At 43.5% G+C, this 11,850-nt stretch carries 10 protein-coding genes; 5 read left to right on the top strand and 5 right to left on the bottom strand.

Going from position 1 to position 11,850, the window contains the following annotated elements; translation table 11 throughout:
- From V3S16_RS11980 to V3S16_RS11960, 5 genes are all read left to right on the top strand, one after another.
- A partial coding sequence (locus V3S16_RS11980; RefSeq protein WP_413885235.1) for a PAS domain-containing protein occupies positions 1–1,928 on the top strand: 1,928 nt, incomplete at its 5' end.
- A gap of 851 nt (positions 1,929–2,779) precedes the next feature.
- A complete protein-coding gene (locus tag V3S16_RS11975; protein WP_413885234.1) occupies positions 2,780–3,121 on the top strand; it encodes a flagellar protein FlaG in 342 nt (113 codons plus the stop codon).
- A 296-nt stretch (positions 3,122–3,417) separates the two neighbouring features.
- On the top strand, positions 3,418–3,618 hold the full coding sequence (locus V3S16_RS11970; RefSeq protein ID WP_413885233.1) for a cold-shock protein: 201 nt from the start codon (positions 3,418–3,420) through the stop codon (positions 3,616–3,618).
- A 174-nt stretch (positions 3,619–3,792) separates the two neighbouring features.
- Positions 3,793–3,933: a hypothetical protein gene (locus V3S16_RS11965; RefSeq protein ID WP_413885232.1), complete on the top strand. Its 141-nt coding sequence runs from the start codon at positions 3,793–3,795 to the stop codon at positions 3,931–3,933.
- 20 nt (positions 3,934–3,953) lie between these two features.
- Positions 3,954–4,604 (top strand): lysophospholipid acyltransferase family protein, encoded by a 651-nt coding sequence (locus V3S16_RS11960; RefSeq protein ID WP_413885230.1) that lies wholly within the window; start codon positions 3,954–3,956, stop codon positions 4,602–4,604.
- Positions 4,605–4,795: 191 nt separating this feature from the next.
- Here the strand turns inward: V3S16_RS11960 and V3S16_RS11955 are convergent, their stop codons facing one another.
- The 5 genes from V3S16_RS11955 to V3S16_RS11935 all read right to left on the bottom strand — a co-directional run bounded on the left by V3S16_RS11955 (position 4,796) and on the right by V3S16_RS11935 (position 11,830).
- Entirely contained in the window at positions 4,796–5,149 is a 354-nt protein-coding gene (locus V3S16_RS11955) for a hypothetical protein (protein WP_413885228.1), read from the bottom strand.
- Between the two features lie 1,707 nt (positions 5,150–6,856).
- The gene (locus tag V3S16_RS11950; protein WP_413885226.1) at positions 6,857–7,300 is read right to left on the bottom strand and encodes a hypothetical protein; all 444 of its coding nucleotides are present in this window, start codon (positions 7,298–7,300) and stop codon (positions 6,857–6,859) included.
- 332 nt (positions 7,301–7,632) lie between these two features.
- Positions 7,633–8,208, bottom strand: coding sequence for a response regulator (locus V3S16_RS11945; protein ID WP_413885224.1), 576 nt, complete (start codon positions 8,206–8,208; stop codon positions 7,633–7,635).
- Between the two features lie 413 nt (positions 8,209–8,621).
- Entirely contained in the window at positions 8,622–10,181 is a 1,560-nt protein-coding gene (locus tag V3S16_RS11940) for an FGGY-family carbohydrate kinase (RefSeq protein WP_413885222.1), read from the bottom strand.
- Positions 10,182–10,183: 2 nt separating this feature from the next.
- Positions 10,184–11,830 carry a glycerol-3-phosphate dehydrogenase/oxidase gene (locus V3S16_RS11935; protein WP_413885220.1) on the bottom strand — a complete coding sequence of 549 codons (1,647 nt, stop codon included), beginning with the start codon at positions 11,828–11,830 and terminating at the stop codon, positions 10,184–10,186.
- Positions 11,831–11,850 lie beyond the last annotated feature (20 nt).

Genomic DNA, 11,850 nt, shown 5'->3' with positions numbered 1-11,850 from the left:
TGACGCTGGAACAGCATCAAAGATTGTCTGGAGTTCTTTCCTTTGTCTTTTTATTGTTTGCTCTGCCTGTCCCCGCGTCAGTTTTTTACAAAGATAAAGAGAATAGGTTGATTCGTGTTAATAAAACACTTGCGGATGCATTGGGCTTCCCGAAGGAAGAAATAGAAGGTAAATTGGCTTCTGAAATATCTCCTCACGAAGACGAAAAATATTGGGAAGATGATAAAGAGGTAATGTCGTCAGGAAAAGCCAAGATGAATATTATTGAGCCACTTGTAACCCCAAAAGGAATAAGATGGTTACGGACTGATAAGATACCATATAAAGACGATCAAGGGAATATAATTGGTGTAATAGGTTTTGCTATTGACATTACCGAACGCAAACAGGCCCAGCAGGAAATTCTACAAGCTAAAGAGGACTGGGAGCGGACTTTTAATTCTCTACCGGATCTGATTGCAATAATAGATGATAATCACCAGATAATTAGGGTTAATAAGGCCATGGCTGCTACGCTGGGTGTGGCGCCTGATGATGCGATTGGACTTAAATGTTACGAGCATTTCCACGGAACAGAGGAGCCGCCGCCGTATTGTCCACATGACAAGCTGCTAACAAACCATCGCGAACATGCGGTGGAAGTTTATGAGGAAAAGTTGGACGGTGACTTTTTAATTACCGTTTCTCCTCTTCACGGTCCCGATGGCTGTCTGATCGGATGCATCCATGTAGCTCGCGATATTACAGAGCGTAGGCAAGCCGAGAAAGAAAAAGCAAAACTTCAGGATCGACTACAACAAGCCCAGAAGATGGAATCTATCGGCATGTTGGCAGGAGGCATTGCCCACGACTTTAACAATATTCTTTTCCCAATTATTGGTTTTGCAGAAATGGCGCTGGAAGATACATCTGAAGGCAGCTCACTTCGCCATAGCATAAATGAAATTTTACACGGAGCAAAGCGCGCTGGGGATTTGGTTAAACAGATTCTCACATTTAGCCGTCAAGCTGATCAGGAGTTGAAGCCGCTGCAGGTTCATTTCGTTATAAAAGAAGTCTTAAAGCTTATGAGATCTTCGTTGCCATCAACAATTAAAATCAAACAATATCTCAAAAAAGATTGTGGTTTCGTTATAGCTGATCCAACCCAAATTCATCAGATAGCCATGAACCTGATGACCAATGCCTATCAGGCCATGGAGGATGAAGGTGGCAAGCTGGAAGTGACCCTTAAAGAGGTTGAATTAGGGCTTGACGATTTAACAGACCCGTCAATGACTCCGGGGGCGTATGTTTGCTTGATAGTGTCTGATACTGGTCCAGGCATGGATCAGTCGGTGATTAGCCGCATTTTTGAACCTTATTTTACCACAAAAGAAAATGGCAAGGGCACCGGGCTGGGCCTTGCTGTGGTGCATGGAATCGTCAAAAGCTATAAAGGAGATATAAGGGTTTACAGCGAGCCGGGCAAGGGCACCGCATTTCATGTTTATCTGCCTGCAATCAAATCCCAGGTTGAAACAGAGGAAGCAGATGCCGCGGCGACGGTTCTGAAAGGCACGGAACGCATCCTGCTTGTCGATGATGAAGAGACGATTGTTCGCATGGAAACGCAAATGCTGGAGCGGCTTGGTTATGATGTTACGGAAAGAACCAGCAGTATTGAAGCTTTGGAGGCATTTCGGGCAGCCCCTGACAAGTTTGATCTTGTTATAACCGACATGACCATGCCAAATATGACCGGTGTTCAGCTTTCACAGAAGCTTCTGGAGATAAGGCCTGATATCCCGATAATAATTTGTACCGGGTTCAGCACAAAGATTGACGACGAAAAAGCAAAGGTAGCCGGTATTCGAGGATATGTCATGAAGCCTGTGGTTATGAGGGAACTTGCGAAAAAAATACGAGAAGTGCTGGATCAAGGCTGAAAATTTTATTGTTCGGGACCTATTTACGGTCTGGGAATAACTGCTATTGAAACAACTTATCAATGACCTAAATTTTTTGAGATACCTCAATACAATATCACCAAACGGTAGTTTGGGGATAACTGCTTTATATCGACGCGCCATAAACCCCTATAATTCCTTGGATATGTAACGAGTATCTCCCTTGAGCAGATCCTCATCTTCGGGCCTGGAATTAAGTCAGAAAATCCCATATCTTGCGGTAGCTCTTAAATAGGCTCGGTGATTGATTTGCTGCCTTGAATCGTGAACCCAGACCATCCCATAAAGGGTATTGATTGGGGTATCAAATCATCACTCTATTTGTTCAGATCATCCTTTATGCATGACATTTATCAACACTCGCTTTAATCCCATTTTAATTGCGAATTTCATGAGGAAATCGTAAAATTATCAGGTTTTAGCCTTTAATTTCAGATATCCTACCGTATCCTCTTGGAAGTGTCCAGGCTCCCGGTTATTCTCGGAAGCTATAATAGTTTCAAAGACATACATTTCATATTCGTTGGCGCGCTATACGTCCAGTTTTTTACGTTTTATAGTGCCTATAAAGAGCCCCCCGTCCACGCCTTTTGGATGTAAACAAGTTAAGGTTCCCCTGCTCATTAATGGGTAGATAAGGCCACTTGAAATAGCCAAAACCACCGCAGAAAGAAATAATGGCAAGCATTCTTATTGTCGACGATGAAACACAGGTATTGAGAATACTCCGTCATGCCAAATAATATGCTCCTTTTGAAATATTCGAGTTCGTGAGTTTTTGCTTAAGTTTTTCTAAATAAAATCCGATAATAGAAATAAGGAGATATAAAATGTACGTTGAGCCGATCAACATCTCACAAAAGAGTTCGGCTACAGGAACCCTTAAAAGGCTTCCGGCAGATAGAACGATAAATCTGAAAGAAGAAAATGTCGAAAAGCCTGTTAAAGAGCCGGATTCATCTCGTATTAAAGCACTGGTGGCAGATGTGCAGATCCAGCTGCATAATACAGATCTGCACTTTTCAGTTGATGAGCCTTCTGGTCGGATTATGGTAACTGTAACTGAAAAATCATCAGGCAAAGTCATAAGAGAGATTCCATCTTCGGAAATTTTACAGCTTGCTGCCAATATGGATGCTATGATCGGCATGATATTTAATAAAAACGGTTAACCCGCCTTTTTCCTGTACAAACATCAATATCCTAAACTTGATTTGACGGCGCACGGTGGCAAGCTATATTGACCTAAGGTTATGTTTTTGCGGTATATATATTTTATATTATCAATTTTTTAAAAAAATAAATGATTAGCTTGCTTTCGGCACAAAGCGTGTTATTATTATTTTATTCAACAAGGCCTTACCTTCAATTAGTGGGGCGGTTTTTTTCTGAAGGAATAATTCATTTTTTTAATGTGGCATCCTCCAGTTTAAGATTTTGAAAATTTTTTAGAAAGGAGGATGTTATCATGACCAATGGAACTGTTAAGTGGTTTAACGACCACAAAGGATTCGGATTTATTGAGCAGGAAGACGGGCCGGATGTGTTTGTTCATCATTCAGCAATCAGCGCAACCGGTTTTCGATCCCTCAATGAAGGCGACAAAGTTTCCTTTGACATAGAGCAAGGACAAAAAGGCCCTGCCGCCGCAAATGTCACTGTGATTTAACTTGCTGTTTCTGAGTAAAAAGGGCATTCCTTCTAATATCGAGGGGATGCCCTTTTGTTTTGTTTGAATTTATACCTGCACGATTCGCTATTATCAGATCTTAAACTGCAAAAAGTCCGGTCCAAGATTCTTTTTTTTGCCATTATCAGAAATAACAGCCAAAGAGGTGACAAATTGGCAAGATCAAATTATCAATTTAAAAAACGTCAGAAAGAATTAGCAAGGAAAAAAAAGAAAGATCAAAAAAGACAACGCAAACTGGATAAAAATACTATAAACCCCGCAGAGAATCCAGATCAGTCTGATCAACGCTAATTTGTTTAGGATATACCGTTTTGGGAATAAAGCTAGACCGTTTCTTTACGACAGAACTATTCATATCTTCCCTTTATCGATTTAACCGAATTTATTCAGGGACATTTCGTCTAAATATTGAAAATGAGAAAGAATGGATGGATTATTTAAAAAATGGCGGGACGGTGTTGCTTTGTGCTTGGCATCAACAGTTTTTTTCTGCTATCCGTCATTTTCAAAATTATAAAGTCTTCATGCCGAGTATCATGATTAGCCAAAGTAGCGATGGGAAAATTATATCCGGTGTGGCTGAACGTGCCGGCTGGAATCCAGTTCGTGGTTCTTCTTCAAAAGACGGGAGGGAAGCTTTAAAAAATATGATTGCTAATTTCAAGGAATCAAAACTTGCAGCTCATATTGTAGATGGACCGAGGGGGCCTTCAGGTATTGTTAAGGCGGGTGTAATCCGTTTGGCACATGTTGTCAATGCTGTGATTGTTCCTTTTTATGTTTCTGCAGAAAATGAATGGCATTTCAACAGTTGGGATAAATTTCTTCTTCCAAAACCCTTTTCCAAGGTGTCGCTTCGTTTTGGAAAAATGATCAAATTTGAAAGCGTAAAGGATAAAGAGAGCTTTGAAAAGCAAAGAAAGCAACTTGAAGATATTATGCTTCCGGCGTTAAAAGTTTAAGAGTCACTACCAGAAATTCGATTTGTGGATAGCTGCCGTGTGCCTCATCTTATTGAAATTACAATAAAATCGTGTTACGATTTTATGAAACGCGGCTACGCCGCTCTGTTTGGCGAAAGGTTAACATGTCTTAGGAGGATAACGTGGCAGGGGTACTTACTTGGCGCTGATCCCCTCCGCACAATTTTTCATTATGCCAAATTCTTTATTTTCCACACCTTGATTATATCCTTCAAGCTGCTAACAAGGTTTTCAACTTCATTAACCGCCTTTTGAGCACCGGCCTTCAAATTATAACGAGATTCTTTTTCATAACGCCGTTTCTGCACTTCTAATTCGTCAACAATTTGTTCCTCGCTCCATTGAAGGTGTGAACGCTGAATCTTTTTTGCGGTCTGGTATTCGTCAAAACCATAATCAATATTTTCAAGAAGGTATGATTCCATCTGTGTCTGGGACGGCATCCTGAACTCGCCAATCAATATATCCGCGAAAGATTCTTTAACGATTTGTTGTGCACACTTTTTTACATCAGATGAATACATTATTGATTTTCTCCAAGAATCATCTTTTAAAACCCAATCCCCGTTGTCAATAGTCCTTGAAAATCTCGACAATTTTTGAACAGATATAAAATTTTATATGAAATCTGCTAAATCTACAACAAAAAAATAATACCGCAGGTTTAGCTTGCCAACCGCATACCACTCACATGGACAGTCCCCTTTTTTTCTAAAGAATTAATTTGAAATGCCGGCAAAAGAATGCATAAATAATTTCATTATAAGATAATTTATGAAAGAAGAAATATAAATAGTTGATTTGTTTGATAATATTGACTGGAATGACATGGGGATGTTCGGAGGCCTGGCAGAGGAGTTTGAGGAAGAGGCCCTAAAGCATTTAAGAATCGAAAGGGGATATCATCATTTTCCCCAAATGCTAACAACTTGTTCTTTGGTATAAAACTGTGCGGGTTTATTTATTTTGCTCCACGCCCGATCTTTTCTGTTCTCAATAACTATTGTCGGCCGGTTAGATTGAGAAAGCCATTGCCATCGGCCATTCAGAAATGCTTGCGCCTGGGCATGGCCTCCTTCTGTGGCTCGATTGCGCCCAATAACAATGCGGGTAGGAAGGCCTAATTCCGTTTCCACTACCACTGCTTGATAGTATGCGTTTTGCCAGCACCGGGGCTTTACATCAACCGTAGCGCAGGATACTAACAATAACAATAGTAGTGTTGCTGCTATGATAGAATATGTTACCGGAGCTTTTAGGTGTCTTTGCATTAATTCACCTAATAATAAAAATGCAATAATTGTTGGTCTTGCAAAAAGTCAGAAAAGCGACCTTTTTACGAGAGTGTTTTGTATTTGGTGTTTAGTGTTTACCGAACTGGCAAGTAGGAATAGCAGTATATAGTTCAAACAAAACACAAAATACTAAATACCAAACACCTGATGAATTAGGATTTTTACGAATTCATCAACAATTGACAATGCCTTAAAAATAGATCCAGTTGCTTTAAAAAAACAAGTACTATTTTGAGCAGTATAAAATGAGTATCGGAGGTACCCCTTTTTTGTCAAACATCTTGATTTTTAAGCATTTAGCCAAACAGAAAAAAAATTGTGTTTGTATGGGGGATTTACAGCTGAATTGTTCATAGAATGCGGGGATAAAATAAAATCAAGCGATCAACGGCCCCAAGAGACATCATGCAAACTAAAGCGGCGTTTAAATGCACTAATAAATAACGGTTACAATGCGATTAATTAGGGTTTTAACCGTACAATAGTTCACCGCCAATATAGCCCAAGCTTATAGCAACGGCTAAACAAAAAACCGCCGATAATCATGCCTACCGGCACGTGCGTTATTGCTGGATGCAGCGGGTGATTATATCCAATATCGGCTAACAGGTTAAATACGGATTCGATCATATTACCACCCCCATTCCTGTCTATTTGCAACTCCAATTGCGCGAATATGCTCAACTGAAAGTTTCATAAAATCGTAACGCGATTTTATTACTTAATATAACCTTTATTTATGAACTCTCAAGCTGCCGGCGGGAGACTGATAAAATAAGCCGCAACCACTTAAACGGGCTTAAATTGATCCGGTAAGGTAGGCTCTTTCCTGAATGTTTTAAGTTTTAAGCATTTGCAAATAATCGTAAAACAATAACCCAAAACCTAACACTTAAAACCTAAAACGTGATGAATTCGACTTTTTACGAATTCATCTTACTTGGAGGTATAATTTTTGATGAAATAATCCAACCGAGAAATCTGGTAGGGCCTCATTTTCCTAAATTGAACACTTCGTTGTCTCATTACTATTGAACTGAACGGAAACTCACTTGCCGCCTTATAATCTGCCGCGGTTTTGAACGATACTTTCTTCAAATGAAAGCCGTTTTGGGCAAATAATATGTCTATCTCAGATGATTTGCCGGCTTCAATTTCGCTGTCAATATAACTGAAAGCAAGTCCGCCTTTGCTGATGTTTACGATCTGGCCCATTTTGAGAGGTTTAGCCTTAAGAACAGCAAGCGCAATTTCACCCATGCTCATATCTTCAATTTGGCCTAAGTTGGCAGGTGCTGACATGATCATGGCAAATCCACCTTCTTTGACCCTAAACCGATTATGTTTTCTTCGTTCGATAAAATCTTTTCTGTTTTTCATGGTTGATGATCTCGTAAAAAGTCACGAATTCTATGCCGAGTATTATTATAATCATTCTATGTGCTTCAGCAGGCTGAAGCCCAAGATTTTTCTTCACTTTTTTCCCCATCCATAAATAAATTTGAGCGCTAAGCAGTTTCCAATTCATAAATGAGGGCCAAATTATAAAATCAGGGCCGATGAGCAAGGCCGCACAAGGGTTTTCGCCCGAGGCGTACTTAAAGTACGTCGAGGGACAAAACCCGCGGCCTCCGGCTCGTAGAGCCTACGCCTCGGAGAGAGAACACCGCTCATCGGAAAAATAACCATTTATGGATGGAAACTATTTAGGTTTATACCTCACCCTTCAAAAGATCATCAATATTTTGAAGCAGTGTTTTTCTCTCCACAGGCTTTAGCAGATAACCGTCAGCACCTGCCTCCAAGATTCGATCTTTATTCTCTTTAGTATCATAACCCGTTAGGGCTAATATTTTTATATGAGAGGTATTTGAATTTTCTTTGATTTGCTTGCAGACCTCAAAACCGTCCATTCCGGGCATATACAGATCCAGTACCATAAGATCCGGTTTAAACTGTACGGTCTTGACTCCGGCCTCAAATCCGTCTGAAGCCACTTCTGTTCGAAATCCATTGGTCGACAACATTCTGACAAGCAGCCTCTGAACACCTGAGTCATCATCAACAATCAGAATCTTTTTTTCTTTAAGAAATTCGGCCTGCGGGAGGTGTCCCATCTTTCCACTGATAAATAATTCCAGATCCTCTTTACGAATTCTATATTGACCGCCAGGAGTGAGAAATGCTTTCAGCTTTCCAGACCTGACCCATCTCCAGAGGGTAACCCTGCTGATGGAGCAATACTCTGCCGCCTTGGGAATAGAGAAAAAATTATCATTTTCTGGCATAAAGTTCCCTTAATAGACAAATTGAAGCTTCCCGCCGTCCTGCCATGGTGGGACGGGGAATGTGCTCGCTGTTGCAGCTCAACCTAAACGAATGAAACACATGAAACATATGAAACATAAAATAAACGGCACAATATGTCAACAGAAAATAATCTGAAAATATGATCGATTGCGTCTGGTACGATTTCGAAATTGCACTAATTTAACTGATTATTCTCAGTTTTTTAGTTGTAAGGTTTGCTCGTTTTGCGACAAAATATTTTTCATTGCCACTAAGACACCAAGGCACGAAGAAAGAATAATAAATATATCCTTTGTGGCAAACATTTATTGGTTTCTGCTTATCCGGGTTGGTAATAATCTTGGTTGTTTGAAAGGCCGGAGAAGTGTGGGCTCGCCCGGATTAACCCGGGTTAGGGGGGATAGCCGGTAATCTCTCGAATACGTTCGTATAAAGGTTTGAGGCGTTTGTACATTTTTTTATATACATCGTGATAAAGGGCGTCATAAAGTTTATGATTCTCCATGTTGGGCTCAAACACCTGGCCCACACGGGTCATGCCTTTAACCGCTGATTTAAAATCGCCGTAAAAACCGAGGCCTATGGCGGCATCGATAGCAGCCCCGAGCCCTGATGTTTCATATAGGTGCGGTCTGGCCGTGGGCAGGCCGAATAGGTCTGCCGTAATCTGCATGGCGTTTTTACTTTGGCTGCCGCCGCCCGACACGCGCAGACTGGTGATTGGCGTACGGCTGCGCTTTTCTATGCGCTCTTTGCCTTCCCTTAAGGCGTAAGCCACCCCTTCCAGGATTGAACGGTAAAGATGAGCCCGGGTATGGACATCTCCGAATCCTATAATCGCACCTTTGGCTTCCGGCCCCGGCAGTTTTAAGCCCGGAGTCCAATACGGCTGGAGTATCAATCCCATGGAGCATGGCGGGATATCTTCAACAAGTTTTTCGAAAAGCTCTTCAGCCTCCAGGCCCTGCTGGGCGGCTTTCAGCTGTTCCGGATGGCCAAACTCCTCCTTGAACCAGTTGACCATCCAGTATCCGCGAAAGACCTGCACCTCAATCGTATAATACTCCGGAACTGCGGATGGGTAAGGAGGGATCAACGGTATGGGCTCGACATACTTTTTATGGGTTACATTTATTGTAGCTGTAGTGCCGTAGCTGAGACAGCCGACGGAAGGTTCCAGGCTGCCCGATCCGATGACTTCACAGGCCTTGTCCGCCGCCGCCGCTATCAGAGGTAAACCTTGCGGGATGCCGGTCTCTTTAGCAGCAATGGAGGTGATACTCCCCAGCATCTCACCGGGCCGTATAAGCTCGGGCAGTATGGCCCGCTCGATGGGCAGGCACTGCCACTTCCAATCCCAATCCGGCGCCCAGCGCAAATTTTTGTAGTCAAAAGGAATGTAGCCGACCTGGCAGCCGATGGAGTCGACAAATTCCCCTGTAAGCCTATAGGTCAGGTAACCTGAAAGCAGCAAATATTTATGCGTATTCTCCCACAAGTCCGGTTGATATGTATGAATCCAATTCGCTTCCGCTTCCGCCTGAAAATAGGCGATTGTACCACTCAAACGGGCCAGTTTGAAAAAAAGCCCCCAGAGGCCGCCCAGCGGAAGCAGACCGTTCGTTTTACGCTGATCCAGCCACAGCATAGCCGGCCGCAGCGGTCTGCCGTCTTGATCGACATTTATGACCGTGCCTCTCTGGGTGGTAAGGGCTACACCGGCGATGCGTTCTTTGTCCACCAGCCCCAGTTGCCAGAGCTGCTGGCAAGCTTTACACAGCGCTTGCCAAAAAACTTCCGGATCCTGTTCAGCCCAACCCGGCTGTTCTGAAAAATAAGGATCAAACACCACCTGCTGCCTGGCCGCAAGATTTCCTTCGAGGTCAAAGACCAAGGCCTTAAGGCTTTGAGTCCCGTTATCGATGGCCAGTATAAGATCTTTGTTTTTCATTTTCAGGTAGATAATAATTTGCGGATATAAAAAGTTAAAAATGCCCGAAACTCTACAATAGAAGGCGGTTCTCGCCTATAGAGCTCCTCGGTAAGCTTTGCCGGAAGTGCATGGGCACGCTTTAGTTGGTGAAAATACATCTTAATCTCTTGTTTCCATTGCTTTCTACTCCAAGGCAGAACAGGCTTGCAAAGCTTTTTGATGCGTCTAAAATACGCTTTTCCTCCGCGAGGTGTCAACAATCCGATGCGCACGCGCCTTAAAAGCAGATCGGAAAGGTGGCGCACCTGTTCATGTTTGGCTGCAAAAGGCAGTTCCGCCCAGAGTGTGTGCGTACCTGGAATAACGGTTAGATCTTCAGGGGCAGACGCTCGTACCAGTTCATCGGCATCTTGACCGTATCTTCCGAACAGATTTTGCCACATATCCTGGGAAAGACCATAGGACTCTTTCGGTGCCCGGGGAACCGGCAAAAAAACGGGATCATTGGGATCGGGGAATGTTACCGGCGGAAAAAAGGGCTTGGCCGCTTTGAGGGCATCCAAGGCCAGTTTGCGGAAAGTCGTAAGCTTTCCTCCGGTTATGGTCACAAGTCCTTTGTCTTTCCAGACGACATGCTCACGGGACTCTTCTGAGGGTGCCAGCTTTCCTTTACTTAAAACCGGTCTGACCCCTGCAAAGGTGGACAGAATATTTTTCGGCGAAATATCAAACGACGGGAATAGTGCTCTCAAACCCTCCATCAAATACGATACTTCTTCTTTGGAAGCGGCCGGCTCAAAAGAGAGGTCGGCCCGGTGATCAAGATCCGTGGTGCCGACCAGAACGACCCCTTCCCATGGAATAACGAAGACGGCCCTGCTGTCAGCGGGATGGATGAAGCTGACGGCATAATCGATGGGCAGCACCCGACAAGAAAAGATCAGATGGCTGCCGCGTAAGGGGCGCAAATGAAGCTCGGGGTCGGGCGAGGGATGCAGCATTTCCGCCCAAACTCCGGTAGCGTTAATGACCGCCCGGGTTACAAGTATTTTAGCTTGCCGTGTCTCGGTATCTTCCGCTTCGATCCCAATGACTTCCCCTTTTGAATTTCGGTTAATGCCGGTTGCCTTTGTATAATTCAATGCCCGGCCTCCGAATTGAACCGCTTCGCTGATCAAACGCAGCACAAGCCGGGCGTCATCCACCTGAGCATCAAAAAAACTGAATCCGCCGACAAGTCCTTTCTGATCAATGTACGGCAGGAGTTTAATAAATTCCGAAGGTGGGTAAAAACGGTGCTGACGTTTGTGGGCGATTAGATCATATATTGAAAGTCCCGCTTCCAGGGTCCATTTCCCCGGCCCTCTGTCTTTGAAAATAGGGACCAGAAACTCCAGTTGCTTAACCAACCCGGGCGCATCTTTGAGCAGGCGTTCACGCTCTTTTACAGCATCCCGGGTCAGTAAAAACCTGCCCTCCTTGAGATAGCGCAACCCACCGTGGATCAATTTCGAAGAGCGGCTTGAAGTTCCCCAGGCAAAGTCTTTCTGCTCCAACAGCAGTACCCGCAGGTTCATACGGGCGGCTTCACGGAGGATACCTGCGCCCGTGACTCCGCCTCCGACGACGATCAAGTCCCACTCTTCCGGCAAGGTCTCAAGGTTCATGGCTATGGTTTACCCCGGAC

The organism is Candidatus Desulfatibia sp., from assembly GCF_036446775.1.
Classification (GTDB): Bacteria; Desulfobacterota; Desulfobacteria; order Desulfobacterales; family UBA11574; genus Desulfatibia_A.
The sequence above is the reverse complement of the archived record's forward strand: the minus strand, read 5'-3'. Positions and strand labels throughout refer to the sequence as shown.

Excerpts from the sequence above, each read along its gene's own strand:
- V3S16_RS11975 (WP_413885234.1), top strand. The coding sequence starts at position 2,780 with ATGTACGTTGAGCCGATCAACATCTCACAAAAGAGTTCGGCTACAGGA.
- V3S16_RS11970 (WP_413885233.1), top strand. The coding sequence starts at position 3,418 with ATGACCAATGGAACTGTTAAGTGGTTTAACGACCACAAAGGATTCGGA.
- V3S16_RS11955 (WP_413885228.1), bottom strand. The coding sequence starts at position 5,149 with ATGTATTCATCTGATGTAAAAAAGTGTGCACAACAAATCGTTAAAGAA.
- V3S16_RS11950 (WP_413885226.1), bottom strand. The coding sequence starts at position 7,300 with ATGAAAAACAGAAAAGATTTTATCGAACGAAGAAAACATAATCGGTTT.
- V3S16_RS11945 (WP_413885224.1), bottom strand. The coding sequence starts at position 8,208 with ATGCCAGAAAATGATAATTTTTTCTCTATTCCCAAGGCGGCAGAGTAT.
- V3S16_RS11940 (WP_413885222.1), bottom strand. The coding sequence starts at position 10,181 with ATGAAAAACAAAGATCTTATACTGGCCATCGATAACGGGACTCAAAGC.
- V3S16_RS11935 (WP_413885220.1), bottom strand. The coding sequence starts at position 11,830 with ATGAACCTTGAGACCTTGCCGGAAGAGTGGGACTTGATCGTCGTCGGA.